This window comes from Aurantimonas sp. Leaf443 (genome assembly GCF_001425575.1).
In the GTDB taxonomy this organism is placed as follows: Bacteria; Pseudomonadota; Alphaproteobacteria; order Rhizobiales; family Rhizobiaceae; genus Leaf443.
In genome coordinates this window covers 398,822-421,628 of the sequence record NZ_LMRD01000001.1, presented here as the reverse complement: position 1 = coordinate 421,628, position 22,807 = coordinate 398,822, and the positions used below count along the sequence as shown (strand labels likewise).

General features: G+C 69.8%; 23 protein-coding genes and 1 riboswitch. Of the genes, 5 read left to right on the top strand and 18 right to left on the bottom strand.

All coding sequences use genetic code 11. The annotated features are described in order from the left end of the window. Positions 1 to 16: 16 nt before the first annotated feature. The 9 genes from cobU to ASG48_RS01800 all read right to left on the bottom strand — a co-directional run bounded on the left by cobU (position 17) and on the right by ASG48_RS01800 (position 6,333). Positions 17 to 547 (bottom strand): bifunctional adenosylcobinamide kinase/adenosylcobinamide-phosphate guanylyltransferase, encoded by a 531-nt coding sequence (gene cobU / locus ASG48_RS01835; RefSeq protein WP_244486690.1) that lies wholly within the window; start codon positions 545 to 547, stop codon positions 17 to 19. Continuing rightward, a complete protein-coding gene (locus tag ASG48_RS01830) occupies positions 544 to 1,308 on the bottom strand; it encodes a CbtA family protein (RefSeq protein WP_055844300.1) in 765 nt (254 codons plus the stop codon). Before ASG48_RS01830 ends, cobU begins: the two co-directional genes overlap by 4 nt. A gap of 257 nt (positions 1,309 to 1,565) precedes the next feature. Continuing rightward, positions 1,566 to 1,754, bottom strand: coding sequence for a CbtB-domain containing protein (locus ASG48_RS01825; protein ID WP_055844298.1), 189 nt, complete (start codon positions 1,752 to 1,754; stop codon positions 1,566 to 1,568). A gap of 51 nt (positions 1,755 to 1,805) precedes the next feature. Next, positions 1,806 to 2,026: riboswitch (cobalamin riboswitch) on the bottom strand. A gap of 152 nt (positions 2,027 to 2,178) precedes the next feature. Further along, positions 2,179 to 2,328 carry a hypothetical protein gene (locus ASG48_RS18495; RefSeq protein WP_200939552.1) on the bottom strand — a complete coding sequence of 50 codons (150 nt, stop codon included), beginning with the start codon at positions 2,326 to 2,328 and terminating at the stop codon, positions 2,179 to 2,181. Between the two features lie 64 nt (positions 2,329 to 2,392). After that, positions 2,393 to 2,656, bottom strand: a complete 264-nt coding sequence (gene minE / locus ASG48_RS01820; RefSeq protein WP_055844296.1) for a cell division topological specificity factor MinE — start codon at positions 2,654 to 2,656, stop codon at positions 2,393 to 2,395. Beyond that, positions 2,653 to 3,468: a septum site-determining protein MinD gene (minD, locus tag ASG48_RS01815; protein ID WP_055844293.1), complete on the bottom strand. Its 816-nt coding sequence runs from the start codon at positions 3,466 to 3,468 to the stop codon at positions 2,653 to 2,655. The genes minE and minD overlap by 4 nt, the downstream gene beginning before the upstream one ends. A gap of 53 nt (positions 3,469 to 3,521) precedes the next feature. After that, complete coding sequence (minC, locus tag ASG48_RS01810) at positions 3,522 to 4,295, bottom strand: septum site-determining protein MinC (RefSeq protein WP_055844290.1); 774 nt, start codon at positions 4,293 to 4,295, stop codon at positions 3,522 to 3,524. Positions 4,296 to 4,597: 302 nt separating this feature from the next. Beyond that, entirely contained in the window at positions 4,598 to 5,413 is an 816-nt protein-coding gene (locus tag ASG48_RS01805; protein WP_055844286.1) for a ferredoxin--NADP reductase, read from the bottom strand. A gap of 191 nt (positions 5,414 to 5,604) precedes the next feature. Beyond that, complete coding sequence (locus tag ASG48_RS01800) at positions 5,605 to 6,333, bottom strand: TetR family transcriptional regulator (protein WP_156381399.1); 729 nt, start codon at positions 6,331 to 6,333, stop codon at positions 5,605 to 5,607. Positions 6,334 to 6,446: 113 nt separating this feature from the next. Here ASG48_RS01800 and ASG48_RS01795 point away from each other — a divergent pair, with 113 nt between their 5' ends. The 3 genes from ASG48_RS01795 (at position 6,447) to ASG48_RS01785 (ending at position 11,417) form a co-directional block, all read left to right on the top strand. Beyond that, positions 6,447 to 7,793: an efflux RND transporter periplasmic adaptor subunit gene (locus tag ASG48_RS01795; protein WP_055844284.1), complete on the top strand. Its 1,347-nt coding sequence runs from the start codon at positions 6,447 to 6,449 to the stop codon at positions 7,791 to 7,793. Beyond that, positions 7,790 to 10,945: an efflux RND transporter permease subunit gene (locus tag ASG48_RS01790; RefSeq protein WP_055844280.1), complete on the top strand. Its 3,156-nt coding sequence runs from the start codon at positions 7,790 to 7,792 to the stop codon at positions 10,943 to 10,945. The genes ASG48_RS01795 and ASG48_RS01790 overlap by 4 nt, the downstream gene beginning before the upstream one ends. Before the next feature lie 139 nt (positions 10,946 to 11,084). Beyond that, on the top strand, positions 11,085 to 11,417 hold the full coding sequence (locus ASG48_RS01785; RefSeq protein WP_055844277.1) for a hypothetical protein: 333 nt from the start codon (positions 11,085 to 11,087) through the stop codon (positions 11,415 to 11,417). Positions 11,418 to 11,420: 3 nt separating this feature from the next. Here the strand turns inward: ASG48_RS01785 and metH are convergent, their stop codons facing one another. After that, entirely contained in the window at positions 11,421 to 15,215 is a 3,795-nt protein-coding gene (metH, locus tag ASG48_RS01780; protein WP_055844276.1) for a methionine synthase, read from the bottom strand. A gap of 217 nt (positions 15,216 to 15,432) precedes the next feature. Here metH and ASG48_RS01775 point away from each other — a divergent pair, with 217 nt between their 5' ends. Next, entirely contained in the window at positions 15,433 to 15,912 is a 480-nt protein-coding gene (locus tag ASG48_RS01775; RefSeq protein WP_055844273.1) for a hypothetical protein, read from the top strand. Positions 15,913 to 16,041: 129 nt separating this feature from the next. After that, positions 16,042 to 16,524 carry a DNA starvation/stationary phase protection protein gene (locus tag ASG48_RS01770; RefSeq protein WP_055844270.1) on the top strand — a complete coding sequence of 161 codons (483 nt, stop codon included), beginning with the start codon at positions 16,042 to 16,044 and terminating at the stop codon, positions 16,522 to 16,524. 190 nt (positions 16,525 to 16,714) lie between these two features. Here ASG48_RS01770 and ASG48_RS01765 read toward each other — a convergent pair whose 3' ends face one another. The 8 genes from ASG48_RS01765 to ASG48_RS01735 all read right to left on the bottom strand — a co-directional run bounded on the left by ASG48_RS01765 (position 16,715) and on the right by ASG48_RS01735 (position 22,807). Continuing rightward, complete coding sequence (locus ASG48_RS01765; protein WP_055844267.1) at positions 16,715 to 17,014, bottom strand: DUF1289 domain-containing protein; 300 nt, start codon at positions 17,012 to 17,014, stop codon at positions 16,715 to 16,717. An 81-nt stretch (positions 17,015 to 17,095) separates the two neighbouring features. Next, entirely contained in the window at positions 17,096 to 17,557 is a 462-nt protein-coding gene (gene rirA / locus ASG48_RS01760) for an iron-responsive transcriptional regulator RirA (protein WP_055844264.1), read from the bottom strand. A 125-nt stretch (positions 17,558 to 17,682) separates the two neighbouring features. Then, positions 17,683 to 18,702 carry an energy transducer TonB gene (locus ASG48_RS01755; protein WP_055844261.1) on the bottom strand — a complete coding sequence of 340 codons (1,020 nt, stop codon included), beginning with the start codon at positions 18,700 to 18,702 and terminating at the stop codon, positions 17,683 to 17,685. 10 nt (positions 18,703 to 18,712) lie between these two features. Then, entirely contained in the window at positions 18,713 to 19,135 is a 423-nt protein-coding gene (locus ASG48_RS01750; RefSeq protein WP_244486687.1) for a hypothetical protein, read from the bottom strand. 89 nt (positions 19,136 to 19,224) lie between these two features. After that, positions 19,225 to 20,241, bottom strand: coding sequence for a quinoprotein relay system zinc metallohydrolase 2 (locus ASG48_RS01745; protein WP_082529163.1), 1,017 nt, complete (start codon positions 20,239 to 20,241; stop codon positions 19,225 to 19,227). Positions 20,242 to 20,473: 232 nt separating this feature from the next. Next, entirely contained in the window at positions 20,474 to 20,647 is a 174-nt protein-coding gene (locus ASG48_RS18105; protein WP_156381398.1) for a hypothetical protein, read from the bottom strand. 148 nt (positions 20,648 to 20,795) lie between these two features. Beyond that, a complete protein-coding gene (locus ASG48_RS01740; RefSeq protein WP_055844254.1) occupies positions 20,796 to 21,869 on the bottom strand; it encodes an aldose epimerase family protein in 1,074 nt (357 codons plus the stop codon). Further along, positions 21,866 to 22,807, bottom strand: a complete 942-nt coding sequence (locus tag ASG48_RS01735) for a Gfo/Idh/MocA family oxidoreductase (RefSeq protein WP_055844250.1) — start codon at positions 22,805 to 22,807, stop codon at positions 21,866 to 21,868. Before ASG48_RS01735 ends, ASG48_RS01740 begins: the two co-directional genes overlap by 4 nt.

The window sequence follows — 22,807 nt, the reverse complement described above, 5'->3', positions numbered from 1 at the left end:
GGGAGCGTTCGGGCGCTCAGCCCTTGAGGGTCAGCGGCAGTCCGGCCGCCACGAAGATGACGCGGGCGGCGATGCGCCCGACATCCTGGTGCAGCCGGCCGGCATGGTCGCGGAAGGCGCGGGCCATGGCGTTGTCGGGCACGATGCCGAGCCCGACCTCGTTGGAGACGAGGACGATGGGGACCGCCCCCAGCGCCTCCAGCGTGCGGCACAGCGCGGCGCTTTCGGAGGCGACGTCGCGCCCCTCCATCATCAGGTTTGTCACCCAGAGCGTCAGGCAGTCGACGAGAACCGCGCGGCCTTGCCCCGCCTCGCGCGCCAGCGCCGGCCCGAGGTCCAGCGGGGCCTCCACGGTGCGCCAGCCGCTTCCCCGGCGCTCGCGATGGGTCGCGATGCGCGCGTCCATCTCGCCGTCGAAGGCGCGGCCCGTGGCGAGATAGACCGGCTGGAGGCCGCTTTCCTCCACCAGCCGTTCGGCATGAGCGCTCTTGCCCGAGCGCGCGCCGCCGAGAACGAGCGTGACGCCCGGCGCCAGGGCCGCCGTCACGGCCGCGCGGCCAAGCGGTCGAAGGCGCGGCCGAGGCCGGCGCCGAGCAGGGCCCAGAACACGGCGCCGGTCGCGAGCGAGGCGACCGCGAACTCGGCCGCGAGCGTCGGCGGGATCGGGCTCGCCAGCTCGTCCGGCGCCGGCGCGCCGACGACATGCGGCAGCGCGAGGAGGCCGAGGCCGAGCGCCCGCAGGAGCGCCGCGCGCGGCAGGAGCAGAAGCGCGAGGCCCCCGGCCGTGCAGGCGGCGGCCAGCGCCCACCAGGCCTGCCGCGCGCCGAGATCGGCGGCGGGCATGGCCGGGAGTTCCGGCGGCAGGCCGAGAGCGGGGGCCAGCGCCACGGCGGCAAAGCCGGCAAGGCCGAAGGCGAGCCCGTTCGCCGCCGTCAGCGGACGGTTCAGGAGAAGGCTGGCCGAGAGAAGAACGAGCGCGAAGCCGGCACCCGTCACGACATTGGCCGCGAGCGTTCCGGCAAGGCGCGAGCCGAGCGGAGCGCCGGCTTGCCCCTCGGCGTGATGCTCGTCCGCATGCGCGCCGGAATGGGCGAGACGCAGCGTCTCGCCCGCCCCTTGCGATGCCGCGGTGCCGGCGAGCGCCGCGCCGACGAAGCCGGCATGGTCGTGGCCGGCGCCCCCGCCGCTCTCGTAGCGCTCGGCGCTCTCGATCAGCGGGACGACCCGCAGATACTGAACGGGCGTCATCAGGACGCCGACGAAAAGGCCGACGCAGAGCGCGGCCAGGAAGGATCGGGCGATCGTCATTTCCATCTCTCCAGGATTCGGCCCGCCACAGGCCGTCGCCAAGGCACCGTCCGCGACGGCCCCGTCGCGCCGCGCCGCGGCGCGAGCGAACTTGCCGACGGCGCAGAACGCAGACTGCGCCTCGCAGCCCTGCGGCACCCGAAGGCTCGGCGAGGCGCGAACGGCATCGTGCGACGGCGGCATCCCGCGACGAACGGCGCGACCGCCCCGCCCTTCGTCGGGGCCGAGCGGCGGCGGGGTGCGGCGGGCCTATCGCGTCAGTGGCAGGGGAAGCCGTAGGAATGGCGCAGGTCGTGCGCGGCGTCGTGCAGCGCGTCGGCCTTGGCGAAGCCCGCGCCCCAGACGAGGAACGCGCCGCAGGCAAGGGCCAGAAGCCCCGTGGCGATGCGCGTGGAGAGATCGGCTTGCGCGGCCCGTTGCGGCAGCGCGCGGCTGGACTGGATCATGGGTCAACCTCCGTGACGGCCGCGCGAGGAGCCGCGCGGTCCGGGTCTGCGGATGGCAGGTCTCCTGGCTCGCGGGTCATCGGCCCTCCCCTCGCCTTCCCGGTTTCCCAGTGGCTTTTCCTTGCGATTTCCCCGCGCGGCGGGGTCGTCGAAGGCGGTGAGATCCTCTCCGCTCTACAGTCGCGGGGTCGGCTGCGATGAAGACCCCCTGATTGGGTCGGTCCGTCGCATTCCCTTTTCGTCCTCGGCCGCGTCGCGGCTCCGGAACCATCCTGGCGAAGGGCGGGAATCGAGCCTGCCCTTCGCCCCGCAGTCTACAGGCGGCCCCGGTTTTGACAAGGCGGGCCTTCGAAACGGGAAACGCCCGGCCGCGCGTCTGGCGGCCGGGCGTCGGAATGTCTCGCCTTCGAGAAGGCGTCGTCGTTCAGCGGGCGACCGCCTGCTCGCACACTTCGACATGGCGCTTCAGCGCCTCGAACGACAGGACCGCGCTGATGGTGCGGATGTCGCGCTTCTCGAACTTCGGGCTCGTCTGCAGCTCCTGGAGCCGCCGGATGAGATCCGCTCGTGTCATGGTCAGTCCTCCTTCTTTGCAAAGACCGGCGCTCGGACGGGCGCCGGCTCTTCGCGCGGGTGCCTCAGGCCGCCCGCACGCTCGCGGTCACGGGGATCTCGATATCGACCTCGAGGGTCGAGACCTGATCGCCGCGGTCCATCTTGACGTTGACCTTCTCGCGGTCGATCGGCACGTGGCGCGCGATGACGGAGAGGATTTCCTCGCGCAGCAGCGCCACGAGGTCGGAATGGCCGACGACGGTGCGCTCGTGCGCGAGCAGGATCTGCAGGCGCTCGCGCGCCATGGGCGCGGTGGAGCGCCGGTTGAAGAAGGCGAAGAGGCTCATGCTGCCCTCCGCGTGAACAGCTTCCCGAACAGGCCGCGCTTCTCGCCCGGCACGGTCATGGGCACGCTCTCGCCGGCCAGCCGCCGGGCCGCGTCCCGGTAGGCGGTCGCCGGCGCGCTGTTGGTGTCGGAGAGCGTCACCGGCGTGCCGAGATTGGAGGCGCGCAGGACTTCCGTGCTCTCGGGAATGATGCCGACGAGCGGGATGGAGAGGATCTCCAGGACGTCCTCGACCTTCAGCATGTCGCCGCGCTCGGCCCGCACGGGGTCGTAGCGGGTGAGGAGAAGGTGCTTCTCGATCCGCTCGCCGCGCTCGGCCTTCTGCGTCTTGGCGTCGAGCAGGCCGATGATGCGGTCCGAGTCGCGCACCGAGGAGACTTCCGGATTGGTCACGACGACGGCGATGTCGGCGTAGCGCATGGCGAGCGTCGCGCCGCGCTCGATGCCGGCGGGGCTGTCGCAGATGATCCAGTCGAAGGTCTTGCGCAGCTCGTTCATGACGACCTCGACGCCCTCGGGGGTCAGGTTGTCCTTGTCGCGCGTCTGCGAGGCGGGCAGGAGGTAGAGCGTCTCCAGCCGCTTGTCGCGGATCAGCGCCTGCTGCAGCTTGGCATCGCCCTGCACGACGTTGATGAGATCGTAGACGACGCGGCGCTCGGCGCCCATCACGAGGTCGAGGTTGCGCAGTCCGACGTCGAAGTCGACGACGACCACCTTCTCGCCGCGCTGCGCGAGGGCTGCCCCGAGCGCTGCCGTCGATGTCGTCTTGCCGACGCCGCCCTTGCCGGACGTCACCACGATTACCTTCGCCATCCCTGTTCTCCTTGTCTGTCCGCCGGGCATCATCTGCAGGCCATCATGGCCGCTCAGGCGAGTAGTTCCGCTTTGATCGTGTCGCCGTCGAGCCAGATCTGAACGGGCTGGCTACGGAATTTCGGGTCCATGTCGTCGACCATCTTGTAGAGGCCGTCGATCGCCACGAGCTCGGCCTCGAGCTTGCGGCAGAAGATGCGCGAGGCCGAATTGCCGATGGAGCCTGCCATCGCGCGCCCTCGCAGCGTGCCGTAGATGTGGATCGAGCCGCCGGCCACGACCTCCGCGCCCGAGGCGACGGAGCCGAGGATGGTAACGTCCCCTTCCGGGAAGATCACCGACTGGCCCGAGCGCACCGGCTCGGAAATGATCACCGAGGGCTGCGCCTTCAGCGTCTGCATCTCGATGCGCGCCGGCTCGGCGGGCGCCGCCTTCGGCGCGCCCTTGCCCTTGGCGCCGGCCTTCTGCGCCGGCTCGGGCGCGGCTTGCGCTGCCGGCGGCTCGAAGTCGGCGACCGGGCGCCCGCCCTTCATCGCCGGCGGCATGCCGATGCCCAGGATCGAGGGGCGTGCGCCCTCGATGCCCATCACGCGCACCGAACGCTCGCCGAGCTCGCCCAGAAGCTCCTTCAGGCTCGCCTGATCGATCTGCAGCCCCTCGACGTCGAGCACGATCGGGCGGCCGAGGAAGAAGCCGGTCGACCGCGAGGCCAGATCGTCGAGCCGCGCCAGCCAGTTGTCGAGCGGCATCTCCGGCGAGAGGACCAGCGCGAGGAACGAACGGCCCTTCAGGCGAATGGGGCGGGTGTCGGTGAGCGTCTTGGTCATGAGGGTTAATTTTCGCTTACGGCTCGATCTAAACGACGGCGGGTTAAGCGAAGGTTAAGGACCGGAGCTAGCGTGTGGCTGACGCCGGGACCGGACGGGCGCTCGCGGGGCGTCGCCGTGCCCCGGACGACGCGAGCGCCGACGCGGCATCGTCAGGCCGCTCTCGTCCGGGGCGGACGCCGGCGCGTGCGGGAGGCTTGCGGGCTCCTTCGCCGCGGGCGAGAGCCGAGAGAGCCCCTCAAACGCGAGAGCCCGGCCGCCGTGGGGCGACCGGGCTCTCGAAGAACCGACTGCGGCCTCGTTCAGTCGACGAAGGAGCGCTCGACCACGTAGGTGCCGGGCTTGTTGTTGGCGCCCTCCTCGAAGCCGCGGGCCTTCAGGAGGCTCTCGGTCTCGCGCAGCATGGCCATCGAGCCGCAGATCATCGCGCGGTCGGTGGCGGGGTCGAGGGCGGAGATGCCGAGATCGGCATAGAGCTTGCCGGTCTCGATCAGCGTCGTGACGCGCTCGCCCCTTGCGGCGCCCTCGCGGGTCGCGCTCGAATGCAGCTTGAGCTTGCCGGCGGCAAATTCCGACATCAGCTCGTCGGCCTCGATCTCGGCGACGAGCGCCTTGCCATAGGCGAGCTCGGCTTCCTCGCGGCAGGTCTGCGTGAGATAGACCTCCTCGAACTTGTCGTAGGTCTCGGGGTCGCGGATGACGCTGGCGAAGGGCGCGATCCCCGTGCCCGTCGAGAAGAGGAAGAGCCGCTTGCCCGGCACCAGCGCGTCGTGGACGAGCGTGCCGGTGGACTTCTTGCGCATCAGCACCGTGTCGCCGGCCGCGATCTTCTGGAGATGCTCGGTCAGCGGGCCGCCGGGCACCTTGATGGAGAAGAACTCCAGTTCCTCGTCCCAGGCGGGGCTGGCGATGGAATAGGCGCGGAAGACCGGCTTCTCGGCATTGGGCAGGCCGATCATCACGAACTCGCCGGAGCGGAAGCGGAAGCCGGCCGGGCGCGTCATGCGGAAGGCGAAGAGGCGATCGGTGTAATGCGTCACCTTCGTCACCGTCTCGGCGAAGACGCCGGCGGGGATCGGGAAGGCCTTCGGCTCGTCCTGGAGGGCGAGAGAGTTCATCGATCGCAATCCTTGTGCTTCGGTCATGGCCGGCGGACGTCGCGCCGGCGGGAACGGGCGAGCGTCCCGGCGACTGGTCGTGGCAAGGCCGGCCGATGGTCGACCGCGCCCTCTTTCGCGCGGGAACATAGGCCGGTTCGTCCCGCTTTGCACCGTTCGCCATTCCAAATCGCCGCATCGCGGGAGGAGATTCATCCCCGGCGCGCCCGCGTCGCAGGAAAGGCGCCGGGCTCCTCGCCCGGCGGCGATCCGCAACAGGCCTGCGCCACCGTCACCGTCGTCTGCGCGTCTCGGCCCCGCCCGGCCGCGCCCTTGCACACGAAGCCGGCGATGACGCTCTCGAGGAGCCGCCCGCCCGCGCCCACGAGATCGAAGCGTCCGTCGCTGCGCAACCATTCCTGGATGAGCCCGCCGACGGCCGCGATATAGACCGTCGCCGCCTCGGTGGCGCTCCAGGCGCCGTCCAGTTCGCCGCTGCCCTTGGCATTGGCGAAGATGGAGACGAGCGTGCGGTGCATCAAATCCTCGGCATCGCAGCGGCGCGTCATCGCGCCCTGCATCTCGCCGACATATTCGCAGCGCAGCATCAGGATCGTCATCACGCGCCGCGTCCGCTCGTCGCGGCGGATGAAGTCGAGCGCCTCGATCGTGTGCGCATGAAGTTCCTGCAGCGTGCGCTCCGGCCGACCCTCCATCGGCAGGAAAAACTCTTCTTGAGGCAGGCGTGCACGGCTTTGCATTGCCAGGAACAGTTCTAGCTTGTTCTCGAAGTGCCAGTAGATGGCGCCGCGCGTGAGCCCCGCCGCCTGGGCGATCTGGGTCAGCGTCGTGGTCGCCACGCCGCGCTCGAAGAACAGCGTCTCGGCAGCATCCAGGATCGCCTCGCGCGTGCGCTGGGCGTCCTCCTTGGTTCGCCTCATGGACGGTGGGCCTTTCGGGACGGAATGGCGGGCATGGCGGCGCTTGTCGAGATACATTTATGAATGTATGTATGCTGCATTGCAAGACTGTCCGCCGCGCAAGAGGCCATTCCATGCCGACGATCTCCTCGCTCCGCCGTCTCGCCGCGGCCTTCGTCGCGACGGTTCTCCTCCCCGCGGGACAGGCCTTCGCGCAAGGGCCCGGCCAGGCCCCGCCGCCGCCCGCCGTCACCGTGATGACGGTCGCCCCGCAGACGATTCCGGTGACCTACGAATATGCCGGCCGCGTCGAGGCCTCGCGGCTCGTCGAAGTGCGCGCGCGCGTCGCCGGCATCCTCCTGCAGCGCACTTTCGAGGAGGGCGCGCGCGTCCAGCAGGGCGACGTCCTCTTCCAGATCGACAAGGCGACCTACGAGGCGCAGGTGGCGCAGGCGCAGGCGCTCATCCTGCAGGCCCAGGCCCAGCTCGGTCAGGCCCGGCTGAACGAGGAGCGCGCCCGCGCCCTCGCCCAGCGCGGCGCCTCCAGCCAGGCCAATCTCGACGACGCGGTCTCCGCCCGCAAGCTCGCCGAAGCCCAGCTCGCCGCGCAGGAGGCCAATGCCCGCACCTCCGCCCTCTCGCTCGAATACGCGACGGTGAAGGCGCCCGCGAGCGGCATCACCAGCCTCGAACAGGTGCCCGAGGGCAGCCTCCTGGCGGTCGGCGACCTCCTTACCCGCATCACCCAGCTCGATCCCGTCTACGTGAACTTCTCGGCCGCCGACACCGAAGCGCGCTCGATCCGCCAGCTCGTCGAGAACGGCACGCTGCAGGGCGCCTCCAAGCCGGAGGACCTCTCCGTCGAGATCCTGTTCGGCGACGGCACCACCTATCCGCAGAAGGGCACGATCGACTTCACCTCCACCTCGATCGACGCGACGACCGGCACGATCCTGTCGCGCGCCGTCCTGCCGAACGGCGAGAGCCGCCTCCTGCCCGGCCAGTTCGTGCGCCTGCGGCTGACGGGCCTTTCCATCGAGAACGCCGTCGCGATCCCGACCGAAGCGCTCATGCAGGGCCCGCAGGGCACGTTCGTCTACACGATCGCCGAGGGCAACGTCGCCAAGGTCAAGCCGGTGGATATCGGGCGCGAGCTGGAGGGCGGGCGCCTCATCGTGCGCAGCGGCCTGTCGGCCGGCGACAAGGTCATCACCGAGGGCGTCGTCAAGGTGCGGCCGGACGCGCCGGTGCAGCCGAGCGAGGCGCCCGCCGCAGCCGCCCCGATGGCCGCGGGCGAGCCCGCCGGCACGCAGCCCGCGCCCGCTTCCGGAGAGACGCCCGCCGGCGCCCCGGCGGCGGCACAGGCCGGCGAGCGGCGCAGCGAGGCCGGCCCGCCGGTGCCGCTGGAATCGCTGCCGAGCGGCAGCGACGCGCGCGAGGCCGCCGCCGCCGGCCGTCGCACCGCGGAGGCGGCGCGATGAATCCCCGCTTCTTCGTCGACCGTCCGATCTTCGCGACGGTCATCTCGCTCGTCATCTTCCTCGGCGGCATCATGGCGATGACCGCTCTGCCGATCGAGCAATATCCCGAGCTCGTTCCCCCGCAGGTCCAGATCCAGGCGACCTATCCCGGCGCCAGCGCCGAGACGATCGCCCAGACCGTGTCCGCTCCCATCGAGCAGCAGGTCAACGGCGTCGAGGACATGATCTACATGCAGTCGACGAACTCCTCGACGGGTTCGGCGACCATCACGGTCACCTTCGCCAGCGGCACCGATCCCGACCAGGCGACGATCAACGTCAACAACCGCGTGCAGCAGGCCGTGCCCTCGCTGCCCGAGGAGGTGCAGCGCCTCGGCGTCACCGTCGCCAAGCAGAACTCGTCGATCCTTGCCGTCATCACCATGTCGTCGGACGACCCGCGCTACGACGCGACCTACGTCTCGAACTACGCCCTCCTCTACGTCCTCGACGAATTGAAGCGCATTCCCGGTATCGGCGAGGCGCAGCTCTTCGGCGCTCGCGACTACTCGATGCGCATCTGGCTGCGGCCGGACGCGCTCGCGCAATACGGCCTGACGCCGACCGACGTCGCCACCGCCATCCGCGAGCAGAACGCCCAGTTCGCCGCCGGACAGTTCGGCGCCGAGCCCAATTCCAATCCCCTCGCCTTCACCTATTCGGTGACGACGGCCGGGCGCCTTCCGGACGCGCGCGCCTTCGAGGACATCATCCTGCGCTCGGACGCCAACGCCTCCCAGCTCAAGCTCGGCGACGTCGCCCGCGTCGAGCTCGGCGCGCAGGATTACAGCTTCAACGCCACGTCCAATGGCAGCCCCACGGTGCCGATCGGCATCTATCTCCAGCCGGGCGCCAACGCGCTCAACACGCTGGAACTCGTCAACGCGCGCATGACCGAGCTGCAGGCGCAGTTCCCGCAGGGCCTGCGCTGGGCCATCCCCTACGACACGACGAAGTTCATCAAGGTCTCGATCGAGGAGGTCATCAAGACCTTCATCGAGGCCATGGTCCTCGTCTTCATCGTCGTCTTCGTCTTCCTGCAGAGCTTCCGCGCCACGATCATCCCGATGATCGCCGTGCCCGTGTCGATCGTGGGCACGTTCGGCATCCTCCTCGCCCTCGGCTTCTCGATCAACCTCCTGACGCTCTTCGCGCTCGTGCTGGCCATCGGCATCGTGGTCGACGACGCGATCGTCGTCCTGGAGAATGTCGAGCGCATCATGACGCAGGAGGGCCTGCCCGCGAAGGAGGCGACCGCCAAGGCGATGGGCGAGGTCACAGGGCCCGTCATCGCCATCGTGCTCGTCCTGTGCGCCGTGTTCATTCCCGTCGCCTTCCTCGGCGGCCTTGCCGGCACCATGTACCGGCAGTTCGCCGTCACCATCGCCGTGTCCGTGACCATCTCGGGCATCGTGGCGCTGACGCTGACGCCGGCGCTGTGCGGCCTCATCCTGCGCCCGAGCCACGGCACGCCGAGATTCGCGCCCTTCCGCTGGTTCAACAGCGCCTTCGACAAGCTGACCAACGCCTATGGCGCGGGCGTCTCCTTCCTCATGCGGCGCGTCTTCGTCGCGCTGGTCCTCGTCGCCGCCATCTGCGGCGGCGCGGCCTATCTCTTCACCTCGATCCCGGGATCCCTCGTGCCGAACGAGGACCAGGGCACCAATCTCGCCGTCGCCATCCTCCCGCCCGCCGCCTCGCTGGCGCGCACCACGGAGGTGATGAGCCAGCTCTCCAACAACGTGAAGGACCATCCGGCCGTCGAGAACGTCGTCGCCTTCGCCGGCTTCGACCTTTTGGCCGGCACCTCGAAATCGAGCGCGGGCGCGGCCTTCATCACGCTGAAGGACTGGAAGGACCGGCCGGGCGCGGACCTCGACGCGCGCAACCTCACGGGCACGTTCATGGGGCTCAATGCCGGCATCAAGGACGGCATGGTGCTGGCCTTCTCGCCGCCCCCCATCCAGGGCCTGTCGACGACCGGCGGCTTCGAGCTCTTCGTGCAGGACCGCACGGGCGGCGGCAGCCAGAAGCTGATCGAGGCGACCAACGCGCTCGTCGCCGAAGCCTCCAAGCGGCCGGAGCTTGCCGGGGTGCGCACCACCTTCTCGGCCAGCGTGCCGCAGTACCGGATCGACGTCGACCGCGAGAAGGCCAAGGCGCTGGACGTTCCCATCGCCTCGATCTTCGAGACGATGCAGGCGACCTTCGGCTCGCTCTATGTCAACGACTTCACCCTTCTCGGGCGCAACTACCGCGTCTCCCTGCAGTCGGAAGCGGCCTTCCGCGAGAAGCCGGACGACCTGCGCTTCGTCTATGTGGAGGCGACCAACGGCTCGATGATCCCGCTGGATTCGCTCCTCAAGGTCGAGCGCGTCGTCGGCCCCGACCTCATCGAGCGCTTCAACGCCTTCAACGCGGCCAAGGTCTCCGGCGGCCCCGCCCCCGGCTACTCCTCCGGCCAGTCGCTGACGGCGATGCAGGAGGCGGCCGCCGCCGCCCTTCCCGAGGGCTACGAGGTCGCCTGGACGGGCTCGGCCTATCAGGAACTCACCAATGCCGGCACCGGCGCCATCGCGATCGGCTTCGGCATCCTGATGGTCTTCCTCATCCTCGCAGCCCAGTACGAGCGCTGGTCGCTGCCGATCGCCGTCATCCTGGCGGTGCCCTTCGCCGCCTTCGGCGCGCTCGTCGCGATCTGGGCGCGCGGGCTGGAGAACGACGTCTACTTCCAGATCGGCCTCGTCACGCTGGTCGGCCTTGCCGCCAAGAACGCGATCCTGATCGTGGAATTCGCGGTGCTGAAACGCGAGGAGGGTCTCTCGGCCTTCGACGCCGCGCTCGAAGGCGCCAAGCTGCGCTTCCGGCCGATCATCATGACCTCGCTCGCCTTCATCCTCGGCGTCGTGCCGCTGGCGATCTCGACGGGCGCGGGCTCGGCGAGCCGCCACTCCATCGGCACCGGCGTCATCGGCGGCATGCTCGCGGCGACCTTCATCGCGATCTTCTTCATCCCGCTCTTCTACAAGCTCCTGTCACGCGACAAGAAGAAGCCGAAGGACGCGAGCCCGCAGATCGCCGCGGGCGGCGCCCACCCCGCCCCGGCCGAATAGCGTCGGGCGACGGTTCGCAGACGACGAAAGGGGCCCGCGGGCCCCTTTTTCGTGCCTTCGTTCAAATTGAGGGATCTGGCTCCAGCGTTTCCTCAGAGCCTTGCTTGCACCGTTCCGGCAGGACGAAGGGAGACGGGCGATGCCGCAGATCTGGGTGACCTACGAGGAGGCGGGCGCGCTGCTCGAATGCCTGCCCACGGTGGCGCGCGTCCATTCGATCGCCGCGAACTGGGACCGCCGCAAGAGTCTCGACGGTCGCACGCGCGTCAAGCTCCCGCCCGCCGAGATGCAGATCTTCCTCGACCGCTACGTGGCGGCGGCGCAGCGCCCGCAGATGCCCGCCCCGCCGCTCGACGCGGCGTCGAGCGTCGCGCGCACCGCTCCGCCGGCGCAGGCGCGGGCGGAGCGACCGGGCGAGACCTTCGGCATGCCGGCGGCCGGCCGCTTTCCCGTCGCCGGGCTCTTCGGCTGAGCCCTATTCGGCGGCGGCCTGCGTCGCCGCCAGGGGCTTCTGCGGCACGTAGTTGAGGATCGGCGAGAGCCAGCGCTCCACGTCGGCGACGGCCATGCCCTTGCGGCAGGCATAATCCTCGACCTGGTCGCGCTCGACCTTGGCGACGCCGAAATAATAGCTCTCGGGATGGCCGATATAGAGGCCCGAGACCGAGGAGCCCGGCCACATGGCGTAGCTCTCCGTCAGCGTCACGCCGATCGCCTCGCTGGCGCCGAGAAGGCGGAACAGCGTCTCTTTCTCGGTATGGTCGGGCTGGGCGGGATAGCCGGGCGCGGGCCGGATGCCGGCATAGGGTTCGCCCGCCAGATCCTCCGGCGAGAAGCTCTCGTCCGGCGCCGTGCCCCAGAACTCGCGCCGCACCTTCTCGTGCATGGCCTCGGCGAAGGCTTCCGCGAAACGGTCAGCCAGCGCCTTGACCATGATGGCGGCGTAGTCGTCATTGGCCTTGGCGAAGCGGTTGGCGATCGCCTCTTCCTCGATGCCGGCCGTCACCACGAAGCCGCCGACATAGTCGGCAATGCCGGAGCCGGCAGGCGCCACGAAGTCGGCGAGCGCCACGTTCGGCCGGTCGCCGCGCTTGGAGAGCTGCTGGCGCAGGGTGAAGAAGGTCGCAAGCTCGTGCTCGCGCGTCTCGTCGGTGAAGAGGCGGATGTCGTCGCCGACGGACGCCGCCGGCCAGAAGCCGATGACGGCCTTGGGCCGGAACCACTTCTCCTCGACGATCTGCGCCAGCATGGCCTGCGCGTCAGCGAAGAGCCCGCGCGCCGCCTCGCCCTGCGCCTCGTCCTGGAGGATCGCGGGATAGCGGCCCTTCAGCTCCCAGGTCTGGAAGAAGGGCGTCCAGTCGATATAGCGGGCGAGTTCGCGCAGATCCCAATCGTCGAAGACGCGCGTGCCGAGGAAGCTCGGCACGACGGGCCTCGCCGTCCGGAAATCGGCCTTGAACGCGTTGTCGCGCGCGCCCTTCAGCGACAGGCGCTGCTTGTCGCGCTCGCCCTTCTCGTGGGCCTCGGCCACCTTCACGTATTCGGCCTTGATCTTCTCGATATAGGGGCCGCGATTCTCCGGCGACAGGAGGTTGGAGACGACGCCCACGGCGCGCGAGGCGTCGGTGACGTAGATCGTCTGGCCGGCCGTGTAGTTCGGGTCGATCTTCACCGCCGTGTGGACGCGGCTGGTCGTCGCCCCGCCGATGAGGAGCGGGATGTCGAAGCCCTGGCGCTCCATCTCGGAGGCCACGTGCACCATCTCGTCCAGCGAGGGCGTGATGAGGCCGGACAGGCCGATCACGTCGACGCCGTGCCTGCGCGCCTCCTCGAGAATCCTGGGCGCCGGCACCATCACGCCGAGGTCGATCACCTCGTAATTGTTGCAGGCGAGGACGACGCCGACGATGTTCTTGCCGATATCGTGCACGTCGCCCTTCACGGTCGCCATCAGCACCTTGCCGGCCGCCTGGCGCGTCTCGCCGCTCGCCTTCTTCTCCTCCTCCATGAAGGGCAGGAGATAGGCGACGGCCTGTTTCATCACGCGCGCGGACTTCACGACCTGCGGCAGGAACATCTTGCCCGCGCCGAAGAGGTCGCCGACGACGTTCATGCCGTCCATCAGCGGGCCCTCGATGACGTGCAGCGGCCGCTCGGCCGCCGCGCGCGCGGCCTCGGTGTCCTCCTCGATGAACTCGGTGATGCCGTTGACGAGCGCATGCGCGAGGCGCTCGCCGACCGGCTTCTCGCGCCAGGAGAGGTCGCGCGCCTGCGCCTCGCGGCCGGCGATGCCGCGATAGGCCTGCGCGATGTCGAGGAGGCGCTCGGTGGCGCTCCCCTCGCCCGCCGGGCGACGGTTGAGCACCACGTCCTCGCAGGCCTCGCGCAGCCTGGCGTCGATCGTGTCGTAGACGGCGAGCTGGCCGGCATTGACGATGCCCATGTCCATGCCCGCCTGGATGGCGTGGTAGAGGAACACGGCGTGCATCGCCTCGCGCACGGGCTCGTTGCCGCGGAAGGAGAAGGAGAGGTTGGAGACGCCGCCCGAGATATGGGCGTGCGGCAGCGTCTGCCGGATGGTGCGCGTGGCCTCGATGAAGGCGACGCCGTAGCCGTCGTGCTCCTCGATGCCGGTGGCGACGGCGAAGACATTGGGGTCGAAGACGATGTCCTCCGGCGGGAAGCCGGCCTCCTTCGTCAGGAGCTCGTAGGCCCGCGTGCAGATCTCCACCTTGCGCTCGTAGGTGTCGGCCTGGCCCGCCTCGTCGAAGGCCATGACGACGACGGCCGCGCCGTAGGAGCGCACGAGCCGGGCGACCTTGAGGAAAGCCTCCTCGCCCTCCTTCATCGAGATGGAATTGACCAGCGGCTTGCCCTGGACGCATTTCAGCCCGGCCTCGATCACCTCGAATTTCGAGGAGTCGATCATCACCGGCACGCGCGCGATGTCGGGCTCGGCGGCGACGAGGTTGAGGAACTCGACCATCGCCTTCTTCGAGTCGATCAGGCCCTCGTCCATATTGACGTCGATAATCTGCGCGCCGTTGGCCACCTGATCGCGCGCGACATCGAGCGCGGCGGCATAGTCGCCGGCGGTGACAAGCTTCCTGAACTTCGCCGAGCCCGTGACGTTGGTGCGCTCGCCGACATTCACGAAGGGGATGTCGGCCGTCAGCGTGAAGGGCTCGAGACCCGACAGGCGCATCAGCGGCCTGACGCCCGGCACCTTGCGCGGCGGGTATTTCGAGAGGACCGAAGCGATCGCCCTTATGTGGTCGGGCGTCGAGCCGCAGCAGCCGCCGATGATGTTGACGAGCCCGTCCCTCGCGAAGGCCTCGACCTCCCGCGCCATGGCCTCCGGGCCCTGGTCGTATTCGCCGAACTCGTTGGGAAGGCCGGCATTGGGATAGGCGCAGACGAGCGTGTCGGCGATGCCGGCGATCTCGGCGAGATGATCGCGCATGGCCGAGGCGCCGAGCGCGCAGTTGAGGCCGATGGTGAAGGGCCGGGCATGGCGCAGCGAATACCAGAAGGCCGTCGGCGTCTGGCCGGAGAGCGTGCGGCCGGAGAGATCGGTGATCGTGCCGGAGATCATCACCGGCAGGCGCACGCCCGTCTCCGCGAACACCTCCTCGCAGGCGAAGACCGCCGCCTTGGCGTTCAGGGTGTCGAAGATCGTCTCGATCAGGATCGCGTCGACGCCGCCGTCGATCAGGCCCCGCAGCTGCTCGCCATAGGCGATGCGCAGGTCGTCGAAGGAGGTGGCGCGGAAACCGGGATTGTTGACGTCCGGAGAGATCGAGGCCGTGCGGTTCGTCGGCCCGAGCGCCCCGGCCACGAAACGGCGGCGCCCGTCCTCCTTCTCGGCGCGCAGCACGGCGCGGCGGGCGATGCGCGCGCCCTCGAAATTGAGGTCGTAGACCTCGGCCTCCATGCCGTAGTCGGCCTGGGCGATCGAGGTAGAGGAGAAGGTGTTGGTCTCCACGATGTCGGCGCCGGCGATGGCGTAGGCGTAGTGGATGTCCTCGATCGCCTTGGCTTGGGTGAGGTTCAGGAGATCGTTGTTGCCCTTGAGGTGGCATTCGCAGCCCTCGAAGCGACGGCCGCGGAAGTCCTCCTCGCCGAGCCCGAGCAGCTGGATCTCGGTGCCCATCGCCCCGTCGAGGATGAGGATGCGCTCGGCCGCCGCCGCCGCCAGCGCGCGCGCGGCCTCCTCGGGGTTGCGGGTCGCGCCGAGCGGGCCGAACAGCGTGTCGAGCGTATCGTTCATGGCAGGGTCGATCCGATGCGAGGGTCGCGCAGGTGGTCACATAAACATATGCTTATGTCAATAAACCGCGCGGCCGGCCGGGGCGGTCACCTTGTTATAGCCGCGTTCGCCCGCCATTCACGCCTTTGTCTCCGCGATGCGCTTCTGCTAGAACATGATATCGACTGTCATGTTTCTGCCGCGGCCTTCATCCGGCTCCGGCGCGAAGGATCCCTTCATGACGCAGCATGCGCTTCCGATGGCCTGCGCCGTCGCCCTCTTCGATCCCCTACCCTCCGCCGTCCTCGCCTTTCCCGCCCGGGGCTGTCCCACCGTCCAGCCCGTGCGGCCCGCTCTCAGCGATGCCGAGCGCGACGAGCTGAACCGCCTGCGCTGGTTCGCCCTGAAGAGCGCGCTCGCGCCCAGGCCCGATTTCGAGCGCGCCTGCTTCCTCCTCGCCGGCGACGACGACGTGTCGCTGGAGCGCTCGGCCATCGCCTTCTTCCGCGCGCTCTCGGCCAAGAGCCTCTTCGACATGAGCTTCTACCGCCCCGGAGCGAAGGCCGCGTCCGACGACGAGATCTGGCTCCTGCGCCTCCTCGAGGCCTGGCGGGCCGGCAACGACGCGGCGGCGGGCGCGCTCGTCGCCTGGCGCGTGCGGCCCGAGGCCCGGCGCTGGCTGCGCTTCCTTTCGGCCCGCTTCGCGAAGGCTCTTTAGAACCGTTCTAAAGAAATTTTCCCGAACGGGCCTGGACGGCTTGCCGCACCCGCTGCCGGCGTTTATGTTGGAATCATTCTAAAGAAGGGCACGGGAACGATCCGCCGCCCAGTCAGAAGGACATTTCAGATGGCTCTCGTTGCCGCCAAGATCGAACCCGCCGCCAAGGAAGAACTCGTCAACGGCCTGACCCAGGCGCTGGCCGAGACCACCGTCGCCACGCTCAAGGCGCAGAACTTCCACTGGAACGTCACCGGCATGTCCTTCGGCGCCCTGCACGAGCTGTTCCAGGACATCTACGAGGACCATTTCGAGGCGCAGGACACGCTGGCCGAGCGCATCAAGGCCTTCGACGCCCATGCCGAGGGCCGCTACTCGGTCTTCCTCGAGCGCAGCGTGATCGAGGAGCATGACGGCCGCACGGACGCGCGCACCATGGTCGAGGTCCTCATGAAGGACCAGGAGCAGCTCTCCGCCACGCTCTCCTCGCTGGCGCAGGTCGCCGAGGAGCACGGCGACTGGGCGACCAACGACATGGCGACCAACCGCATCGAGAAGCACGACAAGTTCGCCTGGATGCTGCGCGCCCACCTGAAGTCGACCGCCGCCTGATCGTCTCGGTCGAGCGCTGAAACGAAAGGCCCGCCGGATCCACTCCGGCGGGCCTTTTTCATGGTCCCGGCACGCTGTCGCACCGGGCCGGTCCCTGCGGAGCGGCAGGATGATCGAGCGCCGCGCGGCAAAGGCCGGGACAGATCGTTCCGGAGGAAGCGGCGCGGTCCGAACGCGCCGCGGGACGGCCTCAGCCGCGCTCGCCCTCGCCCTCGAAGTCGATGGGACAGGGCACCCCGTCCTTCTCGCATTTGCGGCGGTAGGACATGGCCCAGAAGGCGGGATTGCGCGTCGCCTCCGCCAGCCGCGTCATCAGGCCCTCGATGAAGGCGCGCTTGGCCTCGGGCCCGCCGGAATTGGGGAAGGCCTGCTTCTCCTCCTTCGTCATCGAACAGCCGATGCAGCGGCCCTGGCGCTTGTACTTGCACACGTCGACGCAAGGGGACGGGGCGCTCGCCCAGGCCGCGCGCTCCTCGAGGCTCATTTCCATCTGCGCTCGCTCTCCATCGCTGAGGCGACCGCATATAGGGTCGGGCTCGCGCCTTTGCCGAGGGGGCCGGGCGAAATGCCCTCAGGCGACGGCCGCGTGGGCCTCCACCAGCGGCGGCAGGCCGAGGCGGCGGCGCAGGAAGGGCTTGTCCTGCGTCAGATCGGCGATCGTGTAGGTGCCGAGCACGGAGAGGAAGGCTTCCAGCGCCTGGTGCAACGCGCCGTTCAGCTCGCAATTGTCCATCAGCGGGCAGGCCGCGCCCGATTCGAAGCACTCCGCCAGAGCGAAACTCTCCTCGGTCACCTCGACCACCTCGCGCAGCGTGATGAGATGCGCGGGCTTGGCCAGCCGGATGCCACCGTTGCGTCCGCGCATCGTCTCGATCATGCCCGCCTCCACGAGCGGCTGCAGGATCTTGAACAGGAACAGTTCGGAGGCCGAGTTGGCCGCGGCGATCTCGCGGATCCGGCTGAGCTGCCCGGTGTTCGAGGCGCAGTACATCAGGATGCGAATCGCGTAATTGGTCTGGCGCGTGAGGCGCATGGCATGGACATCCTTCCCCGCCGGCGCGGAAATCCTGCCGGCGCGACGCATATTAGAAGAATTCCAAGCTTTTTGAAGACGCCCGCCCGCAAAATGGGCGTCTCCCTTATCATCTTCGCCACCGCTCATCGAAGCTGGTAGTCCACGGGCACGGTGAAGCTCATCGTGGCGCCCGCCCCGCTCGGCAAGGGCGGGAAGGGCGCGGCGCGGCGGATGAGCGCGACGACGTCGCGGTCGAGCACCGCGCTGCCCGATCCGCTGGCAAGGCGCACCCCCGAAACGGCGCCCGAGGCCGAGACAGTGAAGGAAACCGTCGCCCGCCCTTCCGCGCGCGCGGCCCGCGCGGCGGCGGGATAGCGCTGCGCGCGCCGGATGCGCGCCAGGACCTGGCCCGAATAGTTCGCGCGTGCCTGCTGCCCCTCGCCCGAGCGCCCGGCACCGCCCCGCCGGGCCGCACCGCTGCCGGCCCCGGCAGCCGCGGCCCGCGCATCGCTGCGCGACGAGCCGCGGTTTCCGGCCGAGGCCGCCCGCGTCTGCGCCGGTCGGTCCGGGCGGGGGCGCGTCTCGGCGCGCTCGGCGGGCGGCGGCGTCCGCCGCGCCTCCCGGCGCTCGGGCTTCGGCTCGGCGGGGCTTGGCTCGGCGGGCCGGGGACGGGCCGGGCGGGCCACGGGCACCGGCACGTCCTCGGCCAGCGGTACCACCTCTTCGGGCAACGCCTCCGGCGGGGCCTCGGCGGCGAGAGGCGGCTCGGCGGCAAGCGTCGGCGCGATGGCCGCCACGATCTCGGCGGGCGCCGCCTCGACGGGACTCGCCTCGACCGCCTCGGAAGGCGCCGGGCGCGTCTCGTCCGGCGGCTCGGCACCCTCCGACACCGCCTCGGCTTCCACCGCTTCCGGCTCCAGGCTCGCCACGGTCTCCTCGGGAGCGACGGGCTCCGCGCTTTCGGCGGTCTCGGCCGGGTCGCCCGCCGAAAGCGCGTCGAACGGGTCGCCCTCCAGCGTGAAGTTCACGGCCGGCCCGCCCTCCAGCGCCGCGAGAGGGGCCGGCCTTTCTCCCGAGGGCACGAGCGCCATGGCGAGCCCTGCATGCAGGGCGAGCGAGGCGGCACCGGCGAGCGGCCATTTCAACCGCGCGAGATCGCTCATGGCCGCGCCGTCACAGTTCGAACCGGATGGGCGCGCGCGAGGACAGGGCGAGATCGGAGAGGCAGCGCCCCTCCACGCCCGCGCCGGCGCAGGCCGAGGCGTCGTTGACGAGGACGGAGCCGATCTCCCCGCAGTCGATCGAGGCGAGATCGAACTCGCGCACCCGCGTCTTGCCGGCCGGCATCGCGCCGAAATCGAGCACGAGCATGCGCTTCACGGCGCCGCCCTTGTCGAAGAGCACGATCTCGTAGCCAAGCTTGTCCAGCGCGGTGTCGAACCCGTTGGTGACGACGAAGCCGAAGCGGCAGCCCTTCTCGCTCGGGCGCGCGCCGTTCAGTTCGAGCGTCAGCGGTTTGGCGGCGGGCGCGGCCTCCTGCGCGGCGGCGGCGGACAGGCCCGACACGAGGGCGGCGACGAGGAGAAGCGATTTCACGGCAAAGGCATCCATCGAAAGGAGCGCGAACGTCCCTCCGGGCTACAAAACATGACTTGTGGAGTCAATATTTTACGCCGCGCTCGCGCTCATTCCCATTCCAGTTCGGCAAAGGCGGCCGTGGCGTTGCGGGTGTTGTAGTCCTCGAACAGCTGCCAGCGCGCGGCCTCGGAGGCCGCCGCCGTCTGCGCGGCCTCGCTGAGCGGCACGCCCTCCGCCACCGCCTTGCGCAGGTCCGTCACGAGCGCGTCGAGATAGCGGCGCGTCGGCTCGATCGCGTCCGGCCAGGGCGCGCTGGCCGGGCCGTGGCCGGGCACGACGCGGGCGGCCGGCAGCGCGGCGAGAGCGTCCAGAACCTTCTGCCAGCCGAGCACGCTGCCGTCGAGCGTCGGGCAATGGTCGAGAAAGACGAGGTCGCCGCAGAACAGCGTGCCCGTCGCCTCGTCGAGAAGGGTGAGGTCGTTGTTGGTATGCGCCGTCGGCCAGGCTTTTACGATCAGCCTGCGGTCGCCAAGATCGAGCGAGACCTCTCGCTCCACCGCCAGCGTCGGCGCCAGGAGGACGACCTCGTCCATCAACGCGCCCATCAGTTCGCGATTGGAGGCGAGATAGGACGCGCGCCGCGCGTCGAGCGCCGCGGCGAGATTGCGATGGCCGACGAAGACCGCGCCGCTCGCCGCGAAGGCGGCGTTGCCGAAGACGTGGTCGGGATGCATGTGCGTGTTGAGGACGTAGAGGATCGGCCGGTCCGTCACGGCGCGGATCGCCGCGAGAATCCGCCGCCCTTCGGCGACGCTGCCGCCGCTGTCGATCACCGCCACACCCTTCGCGCCGACGACGAAGCCGAGATTGGCGATCGCCCCCTCGTTCGACGCGCGCATCAGGTCGATGGCGCCGCGATGGACGAAGACGCCCGGCGCGATCTCCTCGAAGGGCAAGGGGTCAGGCGCCTCCTCGGCCCCGGCCGCCAGAACGACGCCGGGCAACCAGGGAAGCGCGACGAGCGGAAGAGCGAGGCAGGCGAAGCGACGTCTCGTCAGGTCCCGCCCGGTCTTCAGATCGAGACGAGCAGGCTCCGGCCGGTCGGGATCGAAACGTCGGCACATGGTTGCCCTCCCCTGTCGCGGCAGCTCTTGGCGGCGGCCTCGACGGCGAGGATGGACCCGGGCGGGTCGGCTGTCACGCGCCTCGGCTCGAAGACGCGACCTGCAGATCGAAGGCGGCCTTCGGCGGGCCGCCTCGTGTAGGGTTCAGACGGTCCCGGCCTCTGCCAGCTCCCGTCCCGACACCCGGTCCGGGCGCCGTCGACCGAGCGAAACCGCCCGATCGTCGGGTGTCTCAGGAGCGGCCGATATTGTCGAAGGCGACCGGGTCGATGCCGAGCGTCTTCAGCGCCTTCGTCGAGGGACGACGGCCGGCCTCGAGAGCGGACGCGGCCTTGTTGGCGCTGGACATGATGTCGGCGATGCCCATGACGCGGGCGGCGAAAGAGCGGCGGGTCGAAACAGCCATGATGGCCTCCTTTGTTCTGACCCCAATATCGCGATGCGACCCCTGCGCTTGTAGGCCCGCGATGGAATGCCCGCCTTGCACCCAGCGTATGGGTCGACCCGCCTGCTTTCGGCCGGCGCCCTTAACGAAACCCGAACGCGCCGCCCGCTCAGGCCGGCGTCACGTCGTAGACCGAGACATGGCGATAGGTCTCGCCCGGCGAGAGACGCGCGCTGCCGAGCGCGGGCTGGTTCGGCGTGTCGGGGTGGCGTTGCGGCTCGAGGCACAGCCCGTCGCCCTGGCGGTAGATCGTGCCGCCTTTGCCCGTCACCGTCGCGTCGAGATAGTTGCCGCTATAGACCTGCAGGCCCGGCTCGGTGGTGGAGAGCGTGAGGCGGCGCCCGCTCGCCGGTTCGCGCAGCGTCGCGGCGCGGCGCGGCGCGCCCCCGGAAGGACCGTCGAGCACGAAGTCGTGGTCGTAGCCGCGGCCGACGCGCATCTGCGCGTCCCGGCCGTCGCGCAGCCTTTCGCCGAGCGTGTGGAAGTCGCGGAAGTCGAAGGGCGTGCCGGCCACGTCGCGCATCTCGCCGGTCGGGATCCAGCCCCCGTCCACCGGCAGGAAGCGCGAGGCGTCGAGCCGCAAGTCGTGGTCGAGCGCGCTGCGCCCCGCCGTTGCGCCGTGAAGGTTGAAGAAGGCGTGATTGGTGAGATTGACGATCGTCGGCGCGTCGCTCGTCGCGCGGTAGGTGACCGTCAGTTCGCAAGGTCCGGTCAGGCGGTAGGTCGCCTCCGTTTCGAGCGTGCCGGGATAGCCGCCCTCCCCGTCCGGGCTGATGCGCCGCAGGACCACGGCGGGCGTCTCGCCCTGCTCGATCCCGGCGATCTCCCACAGGCGCCGGTCGAAGCCGGACCGGCCGCCATGCAGGTGGTTGGCGCCGTCATTGGCCTCGAGCGTCACCGCCCGCCCGTCGAGCTCGAACCGCGCGCCCGCGATGCGGTTGGCGTAGCGCCCGACGCTCGCGCCGAAAAATTGCGGCTGCGCCTCGTAGAGGTCGGCGCCGTCGTAGCCGAGCACGATATCGGCGAAGCGGCCGTCCCGGTCCGGCGCGCAGAAGCTCTGGAGCGTCGCGCCGAAGGCGAGGACGCGCACGAAGAGGCCGGAGGAGTGGTAAAGCTCCACCGCCTCGGCCATGCGCCCGTCGGCAAGCGTGCCGAAGGCGAGGCGCGTCGCGGTCCCGCTCATGCGCCGGCCGGGCCGTCGTGGAAGGCCTCGGTCTCGTGGCGCCGGCCGGCCATGAAGGCGTCGGCGACGTGGCGCAGCGGCGTCAGGTCGGCATCCGAGCGCCCCGCCCGCACGAGATCGGCGAAATGGCGGTAGATGCCGGGATATTCGGCCTCGGTCTCGTCCACCAGACTGCGCCCGTCGAGGCTGGCCCTGGCGCCGCCGCCCGAGATCAGGAGCCGGCCCTTGTCGCTCGCAACCTCCACGTCCCAGGATTGGGGCCCGGTCTGGCGCCAGTCGAACTCCATGCCGACGGGCACGTCGGCCGTGTCGCGGAAGGTGAGGCTCGCCGCGATGGGCTGGGCGCGGTTCCGCGGGAAGGTCAGGTCCGCGGAAAGCAGCATCAGCGGGCGCGGCAGGATGGCGGTGACGATCGACAGGGCGTTGATGCCGGGATCGAAGACGCCGAAGCCGCCGGGCTCCCAGATCCAGTCCTGACCGGGATGCCAGCGGCGCACGTCCTCCTTCCAAGTGACGGCGACGGCCTCGATGTTCGCATCGGCAAGGAGATCCCTCGCCGTCTCCACGGCCGGGGCGAAGCGCGAATGCCAGGTGGCGAAGAGGGTCACGCCCGCCTCCCGCGCCAAGTCGATCAGGTGCTCGACCTCGCTCAAGGTGGCGCCAGGCGGCTTTTCCAGGAGCACGTGCTTGCCCCTGGCGATGGCCAGTTCCGCCATGGCCCGGCGCGGCTCGGGCGGCACGCAGAGCGCCACCGCCTCGATCGAGGGTTCTGTCTCCAGCATCTCGCCGAAATCGGCGTAGGAGGGCACGCCCTCCACGCCGGCATGCCGGCTCGCGGCGGCCACGAGTTCGAAATCGGGGTTGGCGGCGATCGCGGGCAGATGCTGGTCGCGCGCGATCTTTCCGACGCCGGCGATGCCGAGCCTGATGGGTGTCAT